We start from the raw sequence: 18,056 nt of genomic DNA, 5'->3' as shown, positions 1-18,056 counted from the left end.
TCCCTCCGGAGGGGGGAAAGGTGGCGCTGCGAAGCAGCGACGGATTGGGGGAACCACCTGGCAATCAAGCCTCGGCCTGATCAGTCACGCCAGGCACAGAAGGTGTGTGCATGGCGTAGCCGGGGGAGCATCAATTCCGGTAGACCGGCTCTTCCTCGTCGAGGATCGCCTTCAGCTCGGCCAGATGGCGCTCGGCCTGGCCGGGATAATCGTCCATCTCGCGCGCGGTCTTCTCGGCGATTTCGTCGGAGAGCGTGCGCAGCGGGCGGCCGGTCCACAGCGCCTTGATGTAGGTCTCGGCGGCGCGTTCGAAATAGAACATGCGGTTGAAGGTGTCGGCGACGGTGTCGCCGATGACCATGACGCCGTGATTGCCCATGACCATCACCTTGACCTTGGGGTCGGTGAGAAGCTGCGAGCAGCGCTCGCCCTCTTCCTCGAAGGCCAGACCGCCATAATGGGCGTCGACGACGTGGCGGTTGAAGAACATCGCCGAATTCTGGTCGATCGGCGGCAGCCTAGAATCGGCGAGCGAAGCCAGCACGGTGGCGTGGATTGAATGGACATGCATGACGCAGCGCGCATGGCGGACGTTGCGGTGGATGGCGCCGTGCAGGCCCCATGCCGTCGGGTCGGGCGCATTCGGGCCGGACAGCGTCTCGGGATCGTTGGCGTCGATCATCAAAAGGTCGCTCGCCTTGATGCGCGAGAAATGCACCTGGTTGGGATTCATCAGGAACTTCGTGCCTTCGTCGTTGACGGACAGCGAGAAGTGGTTGGCCACCGCCTCATGCATGTTGAGCCGCGCCGTCCAGCGGAAGGCGGCGGCGAGATCGACCCGCTCCTCATAATAGGGCAGGTTGCTCAGCGGTTCCTTGTGCAGGCGGGCAAGGCTCATCGAAAATCCTCCGCTTGGGTTTGTTTTCCGAGAATGCCGCGCATGGCGGCTGCCAGCAACCGATAAACGCTGGCTCAGCGGATCAAGCCGCCGGGCGCGCCGACTGCAACCCTCCCTGCTCGACGATGAAGTCGATCACTTCCTGCAAACCCTTGCCGCGCGAAAGGTCGGTGAAGCCGAACGGCCTTTTGCCGCGCATGCGGCCGGCGTCGCTCTCCATCACCTCGAGATTGACGTTCACATAGGGTGCCAGATCGCTCTTGTTGATGATCAGGAAATCCGAGCGGGTGATGGCCGGGCCGCCCTTGCGCGGGATCTCCTCGCCCTGGCAGACCGAGATGACGTAGAGGGTGAGATCGGCGAGGTCAGGCGAGAAGGTGGCTGCGAGATTGTCGCCGCCGGATTCGATGAAGATGATGTCGAGATCGGGGATTTTCTTGTTCAGCTCAGCGATGGCGCGCAAATTGATCGAGGCATCCTCGCGGATGGCGGTGTGCGGGCAGCCGCCGGTCTCGACGCCGACGATGCGCTCTTCGGGCAATGCTTGTAGCCGCGCGAGCATCATGGCGTCTTCCTTGGTGTAGATATCGTTGGTGACGACGGCGATCGAAAAATCGTCGCGCAGCGCCTTGCAGAGCTTTTCGGTGAGCGTCGTCTTGCCGGAGCCGACCGGCCCGCCGATGCCGATGCGAAGAGGACCGTTTTTCGATGTCATGCCGGAAACTCCGTGATGGCAAGGATTGCGAAGCCTGCCCCGATCAAGAGGCAAAGCGGCGAATAAAGGCTTTGGTCGAGCCGGGCGAAAGGCTGTTCGGGCGCAAGCCGGCGCCACCAGGGCGTGAAGCCGGCAATGCCGCGACCGAGGAAGACGAGGCCGATCATCAATGCCGTGGCAGCCAGGCCTTCTCGTGGAAAGGGCGTCGCAAAGACGCCGGTGAGCGCCAGCGGCCAGAGCGTCGCGAGCGCGAGACAGGCCGCGACGGCAAAACTCGCGAATGACGACGGCATCTCGTCGACGCCGCGAAAACCGACGACGGCGCGGGCGCAGGATGCCTGGTCCGTGCCCGGCCAGATGCCGCCTATGCCCCAATAGACATGCAGCGTTGTTATCAGGAGCAGGACGAAGGAGAGGATGACGGCGAGCACGATCATGAGCGGAACAGCCTGGAGTACTGCGTCTCATGCTGCATGGCAATGATGTCGGACATGAAGGTCGCGCCGCCCAGATCGTCCAGGCTGGAAGCGGCGGCGCGCGATGCGGTCGCCAGCGCCAGAGGTTCGAAGCCGGCTAACAATGCGACGGCGTCGACCTGGCCGACGACACCCAACCTGATTGCCGCCTGCAGGAGGTTGGAGAAGAAAGCCTGCAGGAAGGCGGAGAGCGCCTCCGAAAGGCCGATGCCGCTGCCGCCCGCAACGGCGCCGACTGCTACGCAATAGGGGCAATCGGCCAGCAGGCGCTCCAGCGCTCGAGACGACCAGGCCGACGCCGCCTGGAGGAAGGCCGTGCCCTGCAGCATGGTTTCCATGTGCCGCTCCTGCGACCCGGCAAGCGCTTCGGCCAGCGCCGCTATTTCCTGGAGATCGCCGCCGTCACGTCCGCGTCGCCAGCTTTCGGCGAAGAGCACGGCGTCGTTCCAGCCCGAGCCGATCTCGACCAGCGTCTCCAGCCAGCCGGCGAGATCGTCGCGATCCGCGATCAGCCCGTCATGCGCGGCGCGCTCGATCCCGTGGCTGTAGGAGAAACCGCCGACCGGGAAGGAAGGCGACAGCCAGGCCATCAGCCGCAGCAGCGCGACGCTGGAAAGCTCCTCAGTCATGATGATGGTGGTGGCCGTGGTCGTGGTGATCGTGATCGTCGTGATCATGATCATGGTCATGATGATCATGATCGTGATGGTCATGCGAATGGCCGTGGTCGCTGCCATGTCCGGAATAGGCGCCGCGGACCGGGCTGAACGGCTGCGAAACCTCGTTCACCGTGGCGCCGAGGCCTTCCAGCATCGCCTTGATGACGTGGTCGCGCAGGATGAGGATGCGCTCCGCCTCGATCGCCGCGGCTAGGTGACGGTTGCCGATGTGCCAGGCGAGCTCGGCCAGATGAACCGCGTCGCGGGCGCGGATGTCGTAGACCTCCTCCGGTGCCGCGACGATCTCGAGCTGGCGGCCATCCTCCAGCAACAGCCGGTCGCCGTTGCCGAGCGCCACCGGCTCGGACAGGTCGACCAGCACCTTTTCGCCACCCGCCGTCTCGATGGCGCGGCGACGCAGATGCCGCTCGTCATGCGGCAGCACTGCCTTGTCGTAGGGCGGGGTCAAAGCCGGATCGCCGGCGGCAAGCACCGAGACGGCGCGCGGAAACTTAGTGAAATCGGTGGTGATGTTGAGCTTCATTTCATGGCTCCGCCATTAGCTTGGGCACGGGCACGAGCGGGGCGCTGAAGGACTCGGTCGAAATAGGCGTTGACGCGCTGGGACTCGATCGGAAAACGGCCGGCACGAGCCCAGCCGCCAATATCGCCCAGCAACACATCGACGGCCGAGAAGCGGTCGCCCAGCGCAAAGGGCTTGTCGCTAAGCCGCCGATCCAGCGCCTTTATTTCGGATGCGAAATCATAGGCCGCGGCCGGGCCGACATCGACCCGCAAGTCCTTCGGCAGCAGGAAGCGATGACGCAGTTTGTTCCAAAGCGGCGCTTCCAATTCGCTCTGGGCGAAATGCATCCAGGAGTCCATCTCGGCGCGGCCGGCGAAACCGGGATTGGCGCCCATGCCTTTATCGGCATGCTTGTCGGCCAGATAGACGCAGATCGCCGCCGAGTCGGTCACCTTGAGGTCGCCGTCGATCAGGATCGGCACCTTGCCGGAAGGGTTGAGCGCATAGGCCTCCGGCGAGCGCAGCTTCACCTCGACGAACTCATAGGGCTGGCCGAGCTCCTCGAGCATCCAGAGCACCCGGCTGACCCGGGAGCCGCGCGATCCGACGGCCTTGTACATGGTTGAACCCTGCATTTCCCCAATCCTAGATCAATGCAAGCATCCGCCCAATGCCACTTACACGATGGTGTCGAAGAGCCGCAGGATAAACGATATCTGATAGATCAGCGCGGCCGCGACGAAGGCGATGTGGAAGCGGCGGTCGCGCACCAGGATCGCGACGACACAGAGCGCGACGAAGACCGGCGTTCGGAACAGATACTCATTGCCGAAGCGGGCAAAGTGCTCGGCGCCTTTGAGCAACGTGTCGACCACGTCGAGCAGATACGTCGCCGCCAGCAGCCCAAAGAACCAGCCGCGGCGCGAGTAAAAATAGTCCTCGTAGCTGGTGTAATCGAGCATCGAATCCGGAAACAGCAGCGCGCAGAGCAGGAACAGCGTGATGGCGTAGAAGATGATGAAAAGATATTTGCCGAAGGTCCAGTTCTCGATGGCGTAGAGGCCGAACTCCCACCACCAGAAGTGCACCAGCATCAACAGCACCGAGGCGACCCAGGCGAGGTGCACCGCGTAGAGCCGGTACTGACCGGGGTGCTGGACGATGCGGGCCGTTCCCGAAAGCAGCCGCGTGACGCCGAGGCCGATCACCATGCCCATGACGATGCGGATATGCGGGAAGATGTCGTGCGGAGAGGCTATTTCGGTGGGCATCTACGAACAGACCCGTTCGTTGCGGTTAGTCATACCAGAGCCATAGCTTGCGGTAGCCCGCCGGAACTTCAATCTGCTCCGTAGGGAGGTGATCTACATCGCCTTCCCAGATTTCATCCGGTTCAAACCCTGACGGCAGCCAGCCAACGACGTCCTCTTCGCTGGCGCGCGTTGTAACGACGACCTTGTCCGAGAACGGCCATTCTCCATCATCGCACTGCACGATTCCTATCCGAACGTCGTGAACCTCAGGTCTTTTTCGTATCGATTCGAATGCCGCGAGAATCGTATCGTTGTCTGGCTCTTCCGGGCTGTTGCACAGCAATCCGGCTTCACCCTCAGCCCCATCAAAGTACTCTTCCAGTGTAACAAGCGGCATAGCGACCGGGGCGAAGCCGCCATTATATTCCCGCAGCGCGCCCATCCTTGAGATCAACGCCAACTTCTTTTGTTCATTCATGATGCGTCCAATACCTTGTGGGCGCACCAAACCTAGAACAGAAAATACCGCTGCGCCATCGGCAGCACGGTCGCGGGCTCGCAGGTCAACAGCTCGCCGTCGGCGCGCACTTCGTAGGTCTCGGGATCGACCTCGACATGCGGTGTGGCGTCGTTAAGCACCATGGAATGCTTGCCGATGCCGCCGCGGGTGTTCTCGACCGCAATCATCGCCTTGTCGACGCCCAGCCTGCCCTGCAGGCCGGTATCGAAAGCGGCCTTCGAGACAAAGGTCACCGATGAATTGGTCAGGGCCTTGCCATAGGCGCCGAACATCGGCCGGTAATGCATCGGCTGCGGCGTCGGGATCGAGGCATTCGGGTCGCCCATTGGGGCCGCGGCGATCGAGCCGCCGACCAGCACCATCTCCGGCTTGACGCCGAAGAAGGCCGGGTTCCACAGCACCAGATCGGCGCGCTTGCCGACCGTGATCGAGCCGATCTCCTTCGACAGGCCATGCGCGATCGCCGGATTGATGGTGTATTTGGCGATGTAGCGGCGGACGCGAAAATTGTCGTTGTCGCCGGTCTCGTCAGGCAGCGCGCCGCGCTGGCGCTTCATCTTGTCGGCGGTCTGCCAGCAGCGGATCGCCACCTCGCCGACCCGCCCCATGGCCTGGCTGTCGGAGGAGATGATCGAGAAGGCGCCGATGTCGTGCAGTATGTCCTCGGCGGCGATCGTCTCCTTGCGGATGCGGCTTTCGGCAAAGGCGATGTCCTCCGGGATCGACGGCGACAAATGGTGGCAGACCATCAGCATGTCGAGATGCTCGGCCAAGGTGTTGACCGTGTACGGCCGGGTCGGATTGGTCGAGGACGGGATGACATTGGGCAGGCCGCAGACCTTGATGATGTCGGGCGCGTGGCCGCCGCCGGCGCCCTCGGTGTGGAAGGCGTGGATGGTGCGGCCCTTGATGGCCGCCACCGTGTTCTCGACGAAGCCCGACTCGTTCAGCGTGTCGGTGTGGATCATCACCTGGACGTCGTAATCGTCGGCAACCGACAGGCAGCAATCGATGGCGGCCGGGGTCGTGCCCCAATCCTCATGCAATTTCAGCGAGCAGGCGCCGGCCAGCACCATCTCTTCAAGCGCCGCCGGCTTTGACGCATTGCCCTTGCCCGACAGGCCGATATTCATCGGAAAGGCATCGAAGGACTGGATCATGCGCGCCATGTGCCAGGGTCCCGGCGTGCAGGTGGTGGCCAAAGTGCCATGCGCCGGGCCGGTGCCGCCGCCAAGCATGGTGGTGACGCCGCTCATCAGCGCTTCCTCGATCTGCTGCGGGCAGATGAAGTGGATATGCGCGTCGAAGCCGCCGGCCGTCAGGATCCTGCCCTCGCCGGCGATGATCTCGGTGCCGGGGCCGATGATGATGGTGACGCCAGCCTGCGTGTCCGGATTGCCGGCCTTGCCGATGGCGGCGATGCGGCCATCCTTCAGGCCGATATCGGCCTTGACGATGCCGGTGAGCGCATCGACGACCAGCGCACTGGTGATGACGGTGTCGACCGCGCCGCCGGCCCGCGTCACCTGGCTTTGGCCCATGCCGTCGCGGATGACCTTGCCGCCGCCGAATTTCACTTCCTCGCCGTAAACGGTGAGGTCCTTCTCCACCTCGATGAAGAGCTCGGTGTCGGCAAGCCGCACCTTGTCGCCGACCGTCGGTCCATACATCTGCGCATAGGCGGCGCGGCTTATCATGGCCATCAGCGATTGCTCCCGAAATTCAGGTTGAATGAACGCGAGGTGCACATTGTCGCCACCCAATGGTCACGCAATGACCCGCTTAGGAACACCTTGCGCTCCCATTTGGCGGTTGAGGTGCCCCGGTCAGCCCAAAAGGACCGTTTGCCAAACCGATGGAAGGAATATCCATGCTCAAAGCGATTCTTCTCGCCGCAACCGCCACCACGTTGATGGCGGGCACTGCCAATGCCCAGCAGCAGCCGACGCCGCAGCCCAGTCCCGCCCCGACCGCGCCCGCCGCGCCGAAGGCCCAGTCCGCGGCGCCCGCGATCCAGAGCGTCAATGTCGTCGACATTACCGAACTGCCCAAGGACACGCAGACGCAGGTCAACCAGATCGTGGCGCAGCGCGGCGATGCCGGCCTGCAGACATTGCGCAAGTCGATCGACGCCACGCCCAAGGTCAAATCCGCGCTCGAAGCCAAGGGCATGAGCTCCGCGCAGGTGATCGCCGCAAGCATGCAGCCCAATGGCGCGCTGACGCTGATTACCAAGAAGGCGAGCTGATCGCAGGCCAGGGCGGGCCTCACGGTCCGCCTGCCGGCTTTTGAAGGGAACCTCCGGCCAAGCAGGACCGTTTCGCTGTTTTCGCCCCGCCACGAGTTCAGTCAGGAGCGAGCGATGGCGAAAGCCCCGCGTTTTAAAAGATGGAGTTCCGCGGTTGCCGCCACGCTTTTCATGGCTGCACCCCATGCGGCGTCCGCGGCGCAGCCGCTGGACAACGACAAGCCTGCCGCGGCAATCGTCGATTCCGATGTCCGGCAGGAAGAGGCGCTTTCCTCGACGGAGGCCGGAAAGGTCATCACGGCCATCGACCGCACCCGCGACAACATCGGCACGGTGCGCAAGACCACCAAGCTCGATACGGTCGACATCGTGTTCCTGACCGACGCGGCGCGCAGCGAGGGCGGGCCGCCGCCGGCGATAGAGAACAAGGTGAAGCAGCATCAGGAGGACGTCGCCGAACTGCGCCAGGAGATCGAGGCGAACGCCTTGCTCTTCAACGCGATCGATTCGCGGCGCGTGCAGGCCGAGGACGTGCTCGCCGTAGAGTTCGACAATCCGGGGAAGGTCGTCATCTATGCCGCCGCCAAGCCGCCGAAGTGATTTGAGCGCAGCAGCGGACGTCACAGCTTGCCCATCACCTTGAGCTGGAAACCATAGACCTCGCGCTTGCCGCCCAGCGGCACCAGCGTGACGTCTCGCTCCTGCCCGGGCTCGAAGCGCATAGCGGTTCCGGCGGCGATGTCGAGCCGCATGCCGCGTGCGCGTTCGCGGTCGAATTTCAGGCCCTCATTGGTCTCGAAGAAATGATAGTGGCTGCCGACCTGGATCGGCCGGTCGCCGCTGTTGGCGACCTTGAGCGTGACGGTCGGCAGGCCCTTGTTGAGCTCGATCTCGCCTTTGGCCGCGATGATTTCGCCGGGGATCATCGCGCCCTCACAACACGCCGAAAGCGAGACCGACGCCGACCGCCGCGCAAGCCGCACCTGCGGCGCGCCCCAGGCCGCGGAAGCGCATGCCGAGGCTGAGGGCCGCCGCGATGCCCACGGCATGGAGAAGGGCCGTCGCGGCGGCGAAGCCCGCAATGTATTGCAGCCCGCCGGCATTTTCCGGCACTTCGGTGCCATGGGCATGGCCGTGGAACAGCGCGAACAGACCGATGACCGCGATTCCGGTCGAGACCGGCAGGTCAATCGCCAATGTCATCAGCAGGCCGAGCGCCATGGCGGAAGCGAGGATAGCCGGCTCGACGAAAGGCACCGGCACATGCAGCATGCCGAGCGCGCCGCCGGCCAACATCACGCTGACAAAGGCCAGCGGCCAGGCCCAGATAGCCTTGCCGCCCGTCAGCGCCGCCCACCCGCCGACGGCGATCATGGCCGCCATATGGTCGAGGCCGGACAGCGGATGCGCGAAGCCGGCGGCGAAGGACGAGGTCGTGCCTTCGCCGACATGGGCGTAGGCCGGCATGGCGACTGCCAGCAACAGGATGACGGCGAGCGCGCTGCGTTTCGTCGAAGCGGAGATCATCTTTCTGCCCTTTCCAATTGACCTGTTAAGCGGCCTTGCGCGGGCCGCAGCCTTCGGCCTTGAGCACGCGCCTGGTCGACGGCGGATATTTCGTCAGCTTGGCCGCCGGCCGGATCGGCCGCGACGCGAAATTGCCGCCGCAATTGGGGCAGACGCCACCCAGCACACTGTCCACGCAGTCGGCGCAGAAGGTGCACTCGAAGGTGCAGATCAGCGCATCGGTCGCTTCCGGCGGCAGATCCTTGTCGCAGCATTCGCAATTCGGCCTGAGCTCCAGCATCTGTATTCCTCCTCACCGGATCGGTTCATGCACGGTCACCAGCTTGGTGCCGTCGGGAAATGTCGCCTCGACCTGAACGTCGTGAATCATCTCGGCGATGCCGTCCATGACCTGGGCGCGGGTGACGACATGCGCACCCGCCTCCATCAGTTCCGCGACCGGGCGGCCGTCGCGCGCGCCTTCGACGACGAAGTCGGTGATCAGGGCGATGGCTTCGGGATGGTTGAGCTTGACGCCGCGCTCCAGCCGCTTGCGCGCCACCATCGCTGCCATGGCGATCAGCAGCTTATCTTTTTCACGCGGCGTCAGGTTCATGCAACGTCCCGGCAATCGAAATCAGAGTGACCACAATTTAGGCAGGCCCGCCCGCCCATTGAGCAGTTCGACGAGCGGAACCAGCCGCTTGCGGAGCTGGTAGCCGTCGCCGGCACAAAGCCTCGCAAGAAGCTTGCCAGATCGGCCGACGCGCCAGAAACTGGCGCCGCCCCAACCACCGATGGCGGGGTCGCCGATGATGGCGCGGGCCGGCTCCAGCAGACTTTCCGCCTGCGGCGACACCAGCAGCAATGCGGCGACGGCAAGCGCGCCGCCGGTCGCCGCCGGCCGCTGGAGCGTTGCGGCGATATCCGGCCCGACGCGGAAATCCTCCGCATGGATCAGCGCGCCGCCCTGGCGGACCCGCCAGCGGTCATGGAAACTGCCATTGGTCGTCCGCTCACCCATCGCCAGCCGGCCGAACAGCGTGGCTTCCAGCACCAATGCCTCGGCATCGTCGCCAAGCTCGACATCCAGCGTGCGGGCGAAGGCGGCGCGGTCGAAAACGATGGTTTCCTGCGGCAGCCAGGCGACGCGTCCGCCCGGACCGACCCGCAGGCTGACGCTTGTCTCGGCCCTGTCGGCGGCGGCGCGATAGATCTTCTCGCAGGCCTGGGTGGTGATGGCGGCGGAGGCGTCTGCGCCGACCTCGACCGTCCAGCCGAGGCGATCGCCGCCGGTCAGCCCGCCGGCGGTGTTGATCAGCACCGCCTCGAGCGGATCGCCTTGCACCGCAGGCAGGCGGATCTTGGCCGATCCGTCCTGGTAGAGCCGCCGCAGGCGCGTCCGGCCGCCGCTCTTGCCGCAGAAAAGCCTGCCCAGGCCGGCAACACGTTGCGCGGCAGGCAAGGAAGGGGCGGCCAAAGGCGAGGCAGGCTGGGATGTCAAAGTGTTGCCGATCATGTCCACGATCCCAGGTTAAGCACTCCGGCGGCTTTGTCGATATCGCTTGTTGCTTGACATCGTTTCGGTTTCTATAGAGGGAAGCCACCTTGGAGCGGTCGCGCGGTGCCTGGCGAGGCAAGGGCAACGGCGTTTGTTGGGTCCGGGGATCAAAAAAAGAGGCGCTGATCAGTTGGCGTCGGGCAACGACAGGGAAGGAACCGAATGGCTGACCAGCTGACGACCGAGATCATCGAAAAGATCAAGGCGCATGCCGATACCGGCGGCGAGGAAATCACCGCCAGCACCGATCTCGGCACGCTCGGCATCCATTCGCTGGAGCTGACCGAGATCATCTTCGATCTCGAGGAAAAGTACGGCATCGAGATCGAGATGAACACGGTCGATGCCTGGAGCAATCTCAAGAACGTCGGCGACATGGTCGAGGCGGTTCGCGAACTGATCGCGAAAAAAGCCTGACTGCATGCAAAAACGCGTCGTCATCACCGGTATTGGCGGGATTTGCGGGCTCGGCAACAATGCGGCAGCGATATGGGACGCCATGCGCGCCGGCCGCTCGGCCATCGGCTCTATCGACAATCCGTCGCTGCATGACCTCAAGGTCAAGACCGGCTGCGAAATCAAGCAATTGCCGGACCACGGCATCGACCGCAAGCAGGTCGTGTCGATGGACCGCTTCAGCCTGCTGGCGGTGATCGCGGCGCGGGAGGCCATGCGACAATCTGGCTTGACCGCGCATGCCGACAATACCTACCGGATGGGCGCAATCGTCGGCATCGGCGTCGCGGGCTTCGAGACGATCGAGGAGAATTACCGCGCCATCCTGCTCGAAGGGCGCAACCGCGCCGCCATCTTCACCGTGCCGAAAGTGATGCCGGGCGCGGCCGCCGGCCAGGTCAGTATGAATCTCGGGTTGCGCGGCCCTGTTTTCGGCGCCACCTCGGCCTGCTCGTCGGCCAACCATGCGATCTCCTCGGCGGTCGACCAGATCAGGCTCGGCCGCGCCGACGTGATGGTCGCCGGCGGCACCGAAGCGCCGCTGGTGTGGGGCGTGCTGAAGGGCTGGGAGGCGCTCAGGGTGCTTTCGCCCGACACTTGCCGGCCTTTCTCGGCCGATCGCGCCGGCCTGGTGCTCGGCGAAGGCGCCGGCATGGCGGTGCTCGAAAGCTACGATCACGCGATGGCGCGCGGCGCCACCATCTTGGCCGAGATCGCCGGCGTCGGACTTTCGGCCGATGCCTCCGACATCGTCGCGCCGACAATCGAGGGACCGGAAGCGGCAATGCGTTTTTGCCTGGCGGATGCCGGACTTGGTCCGGAAGATGTCGACTACCTCAACGCGCACGGCACCGGCACCAAGGCCAACGACCAGATCGAGACCGCGGCGATCAAGCGCGTCTTCGGCGAGCATGCCCGTTCGCTTTCGGTGTCCTCGACCAAGTCGATGCATGCGCATTGCCTCGGCGCTTCCGGCGGGCTGGAGATGATCGCCTGCGTGATGGCGATCCGCGACGGCATCGTGCCGCCGACCGCCAATTACCGCGAGCCGGACCCGGATTGCGATCTCGACGTGACGCCGAACACGGCGCGCGAGCGCAAGGTGCGCGCGGCGCTCAGCAACAGTTTCGCCTTCGGCGGAACCAATGCAGTGCTGGCCTTCAAGGCGGTCTGACCGCGGCCGACCGGTTGACTGTGTGTCCATGCCAAGCCGCTTGCCGGTGTATTGATCCCGGCCGGCCGGGGTCCTAGTTCTTCCTGACCCGCCATGAGCGCCGCCCGCCGCCGATCCGCATCCGGAGTTTCCGATGACCGACCTGTCCGCCTTTCCGATCGCCAAGCGCTGGCCGGCCAAGCACCCCGAGCGCCTGCAGCTTTATTCCGCCACGACGCCCAATGGCGTGAAGGCGTCGATCGCGCTGGAGGAGATCGGCCTGCCCTATGAGCCGCATTATATCGACATCGGCAAGAATGAGAGCTGGACGCCGGAATTCCTGTCGCTCAATCCGAACGGCAAGATACCGGCGATCATCGATCCGGACGGTCCGGGCGGCAAGCCGATCGGCTTGTTCGAATCCGGCGCCATCCTGCTCTACCTGGCCGACAAGACCGGCAAGCTCATTCCCGCCGATCCGGCGCGGCACTACGAGACGATCCAATGGGTGTTCTTCCAGATGGCGGCGATCGGCCCGATCTTCGGGCAGGTCGGCTTCTTCCACAAATTCGCCGGCCGCGAGATCGCCGACAAGCGGCCGCTGGAGCGTTACCGCGACGAGTCGCGGCGGCTGATCGGCGTCATGGAAACGCGCCTGAAGGGCCGCAAGTGGATCATGGACGACGACTATACCATCGCCGATGTGTCAATGCTGGGCTGGGTGCGCAACCTGATCGGCTTCTACGAGGCGCGCGAGCTGGTCGGTTTCGACGATTTCCCGACCGTTGCCGAGTGGCTGGAGCGCGGCCTGGCACGGCCGGCGGTGAAGAGGGGGCTCACCATCCCGACGAAGGGCTGAGGCAGCTTCGGGAAACGTGCAGTGGTGGGCGCAACAAAAAAGCCCTGCGGGCGCTTAACTGAGGTCGATCGCGGCCCATGCCGGGCTGGTTTCGACGCTCGGCGAAAAGGCGCTTTGGCTGAAGGTGGCGGCGGGCTAAGCGGGCGGCTAGCGCCCACGTTGGAGATTAGCCGAACCCCCCGTGTCGTCGTCATACTCGGGCTTGACCCGAGTATCCATGCCGTGGCCCTTGCCGTAGAGTGCAACGGTCCAGAATTCTGTAACCGCAGCAACGCTCTAGCGTCGCGGCATGGATTCTAGGGTCTGCGCGCGTCGCTTCGCTCCTTGCTCCGCCCTAGAATGACGACCGAGTTGTCGTGTGGCCAATCGCGAAGGTTCGGCTCGGCGACTTCGCCGTCCGGAATCGCGTAAAGGGCCTACTTCGCCTTGGCCTTGGCGCCGCCGCGGCCGAACACGGAGGCCGCTAGCCGCGCGGTGGCGACGACCGCTCCTGTGGCGACGCTGGCCACGGTGCGGATCGGTCCCGATTTGCTTGCCGGGGACTTGGCGTGTTTCGCGCTCTTGGCTGCGACCTTGTGAGCCGCGCCGGGCGTCACTTTCTTCGGCGCCGCCTTACCGAAAGCCGGCTTGGCATCGTTCGACCGCTCCGCGATCGCGGGGCCGGCGCCGGCCTTGGCCTGCGTTGCCCTGGATTGGTTGGCCCTGCTTTTCTTGGCCACGGGTTTTCTGCTGTTCGTTGCCATCTGACGGCTCCTGCATTCTCGGTTCGCAGTTTCGGAGGGAAAGCGTTCGCCCGCCTTCCTGGAATTGCTCCGGCGCCGGACAATTCGGGATAGCGTCATAACGGCCTGAAAACCTTAAAGTTCCCGCCGGAAAATATTGAAAATTGAGCAGGTTAACCAATAACCAAGGAACCAACGACCATATCGGCCGGCCGGCGCCGCGCCAGCACCCGCTCGATGTTGGGCATGTCGTTGGAGGCAATCCAGGCGCGGGCGTCCTCGTCGGACTTGCCGTGCTCGCGCCAGCGCTCCATCAGGCGGCTTTCGAGCTCAGCCCTCGGCACGTCGACGAAGATGGTGAAATCGAACAAAGGCGCCAGCCGCGACCACGGCTCCTCGTCGAGCAGCAGATAGTTGCCCTCGACCAGGATAAACTTGGTGTCGGTGCCGACGATTTCGGCCGCCGCGCGCGACAGTTCCATGCTGCGGTCGAACACGGGAATCGCGATATCGGGCTCGCCCGAGCGGATGCGCTTCAAGAGCGTCTCGAAACCGGCGAAATCGAACGTTTCCGGCGCGCCCTTGCGGGGTCGCAGGCCGCGGCGGTTGAGAATGATATTGTCATAATGAAAGCCGTCCATCGGTACGACCTCGGATGTGCCTTCCGGCAGCAGCTCATGCAATGCAGCGGACAGTGTCGACTTGCCGGAGCCGGGCGGACCGGCAATGGCGACGACGAAGCGCCTGGCTCCGCCGGCGCGCTTGAAGATGGCGGCTGTGATATGGGCGATCTCGGACATCGGCGGCTTTCCGGCTGCGGTTCAGCCGACATCTTGGCGGGTGTCGGCGGAAAATTCAAACCTCGTTCCGAAGTTTAGGCGGCCTGCGCACCTTCGAGGTTAGGCGAGGTGTCCATCCTCGTCGCCCTGGAATGACGAACTCTCAGGCCGCTGGCCGAGGTCTCAATCAGGAACCGAGCGGCCGATGCGCAGGAACCCGCCGTCGAACGGCACCTCCCGCGCTGCCCCGCCGGCAGCGAGGACACGCAGGCGGTCGGGCGCCGATTCCAAGCCGCTCGGCGGCTCCACGTCCGCGAACGGAACCGCGCCGATGATATGGCGGAACGACACCGACCGTCCTCCGGCGAGCGCAAAGGCTGTGGCCACGCCTTCATGCTTCAACCAGTTGTCGCCGAGCGAAGCGGCGTGGCCGACGGCCGCGCGGCCATCCTCGACGCCGAGCACGCCGACGTGACGGCCGCTCCAGGGCGCGTAGTCGCGGCCGCCATTCGAGAACCACAACATGGTGACCGGCAGCTCGGCCGGGTTCTTCAGCACCAGAACCAGATCCTGCTCGGCGCGGCGGGCAATCGCCGTCCAGCCCGGGCCGCTGTGATCCGCCTCGACCAGGGTGATGAAATCCTCGCGCCTGTCCTCCATGCGGTAGTCGGTGAGGTCGGTTGTGCCGCCGGCGGCGAGCGGGACCTTTGTGAGGTCGGTGGCGCGAGCCGGATAGGCCAGCATGAAGCGGCCGCGCGCCGGATCGGGCTCCGGCGGCATCGGCGGCGTGACGGCCATGCGCTTCGGCGAGAAGGCGAGCCGGCCGCCGCCCGCCATCGCAGTCATCGGATGATGGGCGACGGAAATCGCGCCGGCGCCGCCGGAAAAGATGTGCTCCTGGTAGAGGAAAGGATGGCTGTCGCGCAGCGTGAAGACCTTGTCGACAGTGGCACCCATGACCTTGCGGCGCAGCCGGAAGACGGCGCGCCAGCCTCCGGGAACCGCGCCGTTGTCGACGACGTCCCACTCGCTGTTGGCCGGCCAGCCATGCAGGGGCGCGGTCTCGACGTCGCTGGTGGAGAAAGGTGCGCAGAGAAAGTCGCCTGAGAGCCGCACCGTGCCTTCGGGGAGGTTCGCGGGCAATGTCTCGCGCGGCGAGCCGACCCAAGGCGCGCGGTGCAGGGGCTTCAGGAGGCGGCCTTCGGCCTCGACCTCCATGGCACTAATGTGACCGACTGCGAGATCGAGCGAAACCGAGATGCCCTTTGCGCCGATGGTGAGCGTGTCCATGAATACCTCTCCCCGAATCTTTCGGGCGCAAGAAAAGCCTGCGCGATGGCGGATGCGCAAGCGGGGCGATTGGCAATTTGCATCAGTTCCTCACCCTCCCCGTTGTGGCGAGGGTCGGCGAGCGGTCGGAGCAAAGCGGAGACCGGTCGACGGGGTGGGGCTCAAAGAAAGAATTCTTTCGACCCCCAGCCCGATCCGCTACGCGGATCGATCCTCCCCACAAGGGGTCCCGCAAGGGGGAAACTGGCAGCTTCGGCGACAGCTCGAACCTCCAAAACCTGGGCAAATGCCTTATTGCCGCCGTTAACCCATTGGACGCGGCATATGCGGTACGTTAGCTTCGCCGCATCTCAGCAACAGCTTTAGAACCGTCTTGCCCCGTCCCTTCCCTTTCCTTCAGAAACTCATCGCCGCGATGACCCTGCTCCTGCTCGTCGCCGGCTGCACCACGGCCGCGCCGCCGGAAAGCGTGCTCGCTGTCCCGGCGCAGCCGCAGAAATATGCGGCGATCGTGGTCGATGCCTCGACCGGCAAGACCTTGTTCGAGGTCAATTCGAGGTCGCAGCGCTATCCCGCGTCGCTGACCAAGATGATGACGCTCTACATGCTGTTCGAGGCGCTGGAGTCCGGCCGCGTCACCAAGCAGACGCAGATTCCGGTTTCCGACCACGCCGCCTCGCAACCGCCGACGAAGCTGCGCTTCCGGCGCGGCGAGACGATCGACGTCGATTCCGCCATCCGCGCCATGGTGGTGAAGTCGGCGAACGATGTGGCGGTGGCGGTGGGCGAGTATCTGGGCGGCGGCTCAGAGGACCAGTTCGCCGCCATGATGACCGCGAAGGCGCGCCAGCTCGGCATGACCGCCACCAATTTCCGCAATGCCTGCGGCCTGCCCGACGATGGCCAGGTGACCACGGCGCGCGACATGGCGGTGCTGGGCATGGCGCTGGAGCACCGTTTCCCGCAGCACTTCCACTATTTTTCGGAAAGCGACTTCATGTTCCGCGGCCGGCTGGTGCGCGGCCACAACGACATGCTGGGCCGCGTGCGTGGCGTCGACGGCATCAAGACCGGATACATTCGTGCCTCCGGCTACAACATCGTCACCTCCTACAATGCCGATGGGCGGCACCTGATCGTGGTGGTGATGGGCGCCGACAGCGCACGCCAGCGCAACGACCATGTCGAGGCGCTGATCCAGCGCAGCATGGGGCCGGCGATCGCCGATGCCGGCCAGCCCAGGCTGATGTATTCCGGGCAGCAGCCGAGCTCGCCGTTGCCCGGCATGGCGCCGCCGGACTCGGCTTTGCCAGGGCTGCTGGCACCGGGCTCCGCGACCCCTGCGTCGATGCAGGCTGGCCAGCCGGCGTCCGATCTGCCGTCGCCGGATTTGGCGTCGCCCACTTCGCCGCTGCTGCTGCCGGCGCAGTAGAGCGGCGCCCGTGTCGGCTCATCATTCTAGGGCGGAGCAAGGAGCGAAGCGACGCGCGCAGACCCTGGAATGACGACCTCATTGGCAGGCGTCGCCCCACCAACCGTTTATCTAACCACCAGCACCGGGATCTGCGTCAGCGACACCACCTCCGCCGTCTGGCTGCCGAGCACCAGGCGGCCGAGGCCGCGGCGGCCGTGCGAGGTCATGACGATGAGGTCGCTGCCCTCGGCGCCCGCAACCTCGAGGATCGCCTCGGCCGGCGCCTTGTTCTCGACGTGGATGCCCTTGGAGGCGACGCCCTTCGCATCGGCTTCGGCCTTGCATTTGTCGAGCACCTCGCTTGCATATTTGCGCGCGCTTTCCTCGTAATTGGTGAGCTCGTCGGCGGCGACATAGCCCGCCATGGCGCCGCCCCAGGCCAGCGTCGGGAACGGCTCGGAGACGGTGACGAAGATGACGGTGGCGCCGAGCCCCTTGGCCAGCTCAAGCCCGTGGACGACGCCCTTCTGGGCGAGCTCCGAGCCGTCGGTGGCGATCAGGATTTTCTTGTACATGGGTGGCGGTCCCTCATTTGCGGGGCGCTGCGCGCGGCCCAGGTGGCGGGAGCCTGAACGGTCAGGCCTGATCTCGATATAGTCAGCCTATCAGGCCCACCACAGGGGCCAGCTTGATCTGGATCAAGGCCAGGCGGCGGAGACGATTGCGCCAGGGGGCTTATTCATGTGCGGCCTGTGCGGATTGGAGGCGGCGTGCTGCTCCAGATTTTGTCACCGGCCGCGCGAATAATCGTGGCCGGCGCTCCCCCACTCCGTCTCGGGCTTCGCCCGAGCCACCTCTCCTCCACCAAGAGGTAGGGGAGAGGTAATAGCGCCGCGCCCTTTCCTCTCCCTCGCGCGGAGCGGGGGAGAGGTGGATCGGCGAAGCCGAGACGGAGTGGGGGGCTGCGCCACCACCGACAATTGTGTACGGCGGCAGGCGAAGCGGCGCCCAATCACAAGAA

The 18,056-nt window shown here is 64.9% G+C and carries 24 protein-coding genes; 6 read left to right on the top strand and 18 right to left on the bottom strand.

The window, feature by feature from the left end; all coding sequences use genetic code 11:
* Positions 1 to 130 precede the first annotated feature (130 nt).
* The 9 genes from FJ980_RS23720 to ureC form a co-directional block, all read right to left on the bottom strand.
* On the bottom strand, positions 131 to 898 hold the full coding sequence (locus tag FJ980_RS23720; protein WP_140546163.1) for a class II aldolase and adducin N-terminal domain-containing protein: 768 nt from the start codon (positions 896 to 898) through the stop codon (positions 131 to 133).
* An 82-nt stretch (positions 899 to 980) separates the two neighbouring features.
* Positions 981 to 1,613: an urease accessory protein UreG gene (gene ureG, locus FJ980_RS23715; protein ID WP_140546162.1), complete on the bottom strand. Its 633-nt coding sequence runs from the start codon at positions 1,611 to 1,613 to the stop codon at positions 981 to 983.
* On the bottom strand, positions 1,610 to 2,050 hold the full coding sequence (locus FJ980_RS23710; RefSeq protein ID WP_140546161.1) for a DUF3995 domain-containing protein: 441 nt from the start codon (positions 2,048 to 2,050) through the stop codon (positions 1,610 to 1,612). Before FJ980_RS23710 ends, ureG begins: the two co-directional genes overlap by 4 nt.
* Positions 2,047 to 2,718: an urease accessory protein UreF gene (locus tag FJ980_RS23705; RefSeq protein ID WP_140546165.1), complete on the bottom strand. Its 672-nt coding sequence runs from the start codon at positions 2,716 to 2,718 to the stop codon at positions 2,047 to 2,049. Before FJ980_RS23705 ends, FJ980_RS23710 begins: the two co-directional genes overlap by 4 nt.
* Positions 2,711 to 3,292 (bottom strand): urease accessory protein UreE, encoded by a 582-nt coding sequence (locus tag FJ980_RS23700; protein ID WP_140546160.1) that lies wholly within the window; start codon positions 3,290 to 3,292, stop codon positions 2,711 to 2,713. Before FJ980_RS23700 ends, FJ980_RS23705 begins: the two co-directional genes overlap by 8 nt.
* Entirely contained in the window at positions 3,289 to 3,894 is a 606-nt protein-coding gene (locus FJ980_RS23695; protein WP_140546164.1) for a glutathione S-transferase family protein, read from the bottom strand. Before FJ980_RS23695 ends, FJ980_RS23700 begins: the two co-directional genes overlap by 4 nt.
* Positions 3,895 to 3,951: 57 nt before the next feature.
* The gene (locus FJ980_RS23690) at positions 3,952 to 4,545 is read right to left on the bottom strand and encodes a hypothetical protein (RefSeq protein ID WP_140546159.1); all 594 of its coding nucleotides are present in this window, start codon (positions 4,543 to 4,545) and stop codon (positions 3,952 to 3,954) included.
* Positions 4,546 to 4,570: 25 nt separating this feature from the next.
* Positions 4,571 to 5,005 (bottom strand): hypothetical protein, encoded by a 435-nt coding sequence (locus FJ980_RS23685; protein ID WP_140546158.1) that lies wholly within the window; start codon positions 5,003 to 5,005, stop codon positions 4,571 to 4,573.
* A 32-nt stretch (positions 5,006 to 5,037) separates the two neighbouring features.
* Positions 5,038 to 6,753: an urease subunit alpha gene (gene ureC, locus FJ980_RS23680; RefSeq protein WP_181181294.1), complete on the bottom strand. Its 1,716-nt coding sequence runs from the start codon at positions 6,751 to 6,753 to the stop codon at positions 5,038 to 5,040.
* 164 nt (positions 6,754 to 6,917) lie between these two features.
* On the opposite strand from ureC, the gene FJ980_RS23675 reads away from it, so the two are divergent.
* Both FJ980_RS23675 and FJ980_RS23670 read left to right on the top strand, forming a co-directional pair.
* Positions 6,918 to 7,295: a hypothetical protein gene (locus FJ980_RS23675; protein ID WP_140546156.1), complete on the top strand. Its 378-nt coding sequence runs from the start codon at positions 6,918 to 6,920 to the stop codon at positions 7,293 to 7,295.
* 171 nt (positions 7,296 to 7,466) lie between these two features.
* Complete coding sequence (locus tag FJ980_RS23670; protein WP_246676524.1) at positions 7,467 to 7,895, top strand: hypothetical protein; 429 nt, start codon at positions 7,467 to 7,469, stop codon at positions 7,893 to 7,895.
* A 20-nt stretch (positions 7,896 to 7,915) separates the two neighbouring features.
* Here the strand turns inward: FJ980_RS23670 and FJ980_RS23665 are convergent, their stop codons facing one another.
* From FJ980_RS23665 to FJ980_RS23645, 5 genes are read right to left on the bottom strand one after another with little or no spacing between them, the layout of a single operon-like run.
* Complete coding sequence (locus FJ980_RS23665) at positions 7,916 to 8,221, bottom strand: urease subunit beta (protein ID WP_140546154.1); 306 nt, start codon at positions 8,219 to 8,221, stop codon at positions 7,916 to 7,918.
* A 7-nt stretch (positions 8,222 to 8,228) separates the two neighbouring features.
* Positions 8,229 to 8,822, bottom strand: a complete 594-nt coding sequence (locus FJ980_RS23660; protein WP_140546153.1) for a HupE/UreJ family protein — start codon at positions 8,820 to 8,822, stop codon at positions 8,229 to 8,231.
* A 25-nt stretch (positions 8,823 to 8,847) separates the two neighbouring features.
* Positions 8,848 to 9,102 (bottom strand): DUF1272 domain-containing protein, encoded by a 255-nt coding sequence (locus FJ980_RS23655; protein WP_140546152.1) that lies wholly within the window; start codon positions 9,100 to 9,102, stop codon positions 8,848 to 8,850.
* Positions 9,103 to 9,114: 12 nt separating this feature from the next.
* Complete coding sequence (locus FJ980_RS23650) at positions 9,115 to 9,417, bottom strand: urease subunit gamma (protein WP_041003069.1); 303 nt, start codon at positions 9,415 to 9,417, stop codon at positions 9,115 to 9,117.
* A gap of 21 nt (positions 9,418 to 9,438) precedes the next feature.
* Positions 9,439 to 10,320 carry an urease accessory protein UreD gene (locus FJ980_RS23645; protein ID WP_140546151.1) on the bottom strand — a complete coding sequence of 294 codons (882 nt, stop codon included), beginning with the start codon at positions 10,318 to 10,320 and terminating at the stop codon, positions 9,439 to 9,441.
* Between the two features lie 204 nt (positions 10,321 to 10,524).
* On the opposite strand from FJ980_RS23645, the gene FJ980_RS23640 reads away from it, so the two are divergent.
* The 3 genes from FJ980_RS23640 (at position 10,525) to FJ980_RS23630 (ending at position 12,830) form a co-directional block, all read left to right on the top strand.
* Positions 10,525 to 10,779, top strand: a complete 255-nt coding sequence (locus FJ980_RS23640; RefSeq protein WP_041003067.1) for an acyl carrier protein — start codon at positions 10,525 to 10,527, stop codon at positions 10,777 to 10,779.
* A 4-nt stretch (positions 10,780 to 10,783) separates the two neighbouring features.
* Positions 10,784 to 11,992, top strand: coding sequence for a beta-ketoacyl-[acyl-carrier-protein] synthase family protein (locus tag FJ980_RS23635; RefSeq protein ID WP_140546150.1), 1,209 nt, complete (start codon positions 10,784 to 10,786; stop codon positions 11,990 to 11,992).
* 133 nt (positions 11,993 to 12,125) lie between these two features.
* A complete protein-coding gene (locus tag FJ980_RS23630) occupies positions 12,126 to 12,830 on the top strand; it encodes a glutathione S-transferase N-terminal domain-containing protein (RefSeq protein WP_140546149.1) in 705 nt (234 codons plus the stop codon).
* 416 nt (positions 12,831 to 13,246) lie between these two features.
* On the opposite strand, the gene FJ980_RS23625 is transcribed toward FJ980_RS23630, so the two are convergent.
* The 3 genes from FJ980_RS23625 to FJ980_RS23615 form a co-directional block, all read right to left on the bottom strand.
* Positions 13,247 to 13,573: a hypothetical protein gene (locus FJ980_RS23625; RefSeq protein WP_140546148.1), complete on the bottom strand. Its 327-nt coding sequence runs from the start codon at positions 13,571 to 13,573 to the stop codon at positions 13,247 to 13,249.
* A 152-nt stretch (positions 13,574 to 13,725) separates the two neighbouring features.
* Complete coding sequence (locus tag FJ980_RS23620; RefSeq protein ID WP_140546147.1) at positions 13,726 to 14,352, bottom strand: nucleoside triphosphate hydrolase; 627 nt, start codon at positions 14,350 to 14,352, stop codon at positions 13,726 to 13,728.
* 162 nt (positions 14,353 to 14,514) lie between these two features.
* Positions 14,515 to 15,621, bottom strand: coding sequence for a hypothetical protein (locus tag FJ980_RS23615; protein WP_140546146.1), 1,107 nt, complete (start codon positions 15,619 to 15,621; stop codon positions 14,515 to 14,517).
* Positions 15,622 to 16,036: 415 nt separating this feature from the next.
* On the opposite strand from FJ980_RS23615, the gene FJ980_RS23610 reads away from it, so the two are divergent.
* Positions 16,037 to 17,053 (top strand): D-alanyl-D-alanine carboxypeptidase family protein, encoded by a 1,017-nt coding sequence (locus tag FJ980_RS23610; protein ID WP_140546145.1) that lies wholly within the window; start codon positions 16,037 to 16,039, stop codon positions 17,051 to 17,053.
* A gap of 107 nt (positions 17,054 to 17,160) precedes the next feature.
* Here the strand turns inward: FJ980_RS23610 and FJ980_RS23605 are convergent, their stop codons facing one another.
* Positions 17,161 to 17,610: a universal stress protein gene (locus FJ980_RS23605; RefSeq protein WP_140546144.1), complete on the bottom strand. Its 450-nt coding sequence runs from the start codon at positions 17,608 to 17,610 to the stop codon at positions 17,161 to 17,163.
* Positions 17,611 to 18,056: the final 446 nt, after the last annotated feature.

Source organism: Mesorhizobium sp. B1-1-5, assembly GCF_006443065.1.
In the GTDB taxonomy this organism is placed as follows: Bacteria; Pseudomonadota; Alphaproteobacteria; order Rhizobiales; family Rhizobiaceae; genus Mesorhizobium.
The sequence above is the reverse complement of the archived record's forward strand: the minus strand, read 5'-3'. Positions and strand labels throughout refer to the sequence as shown.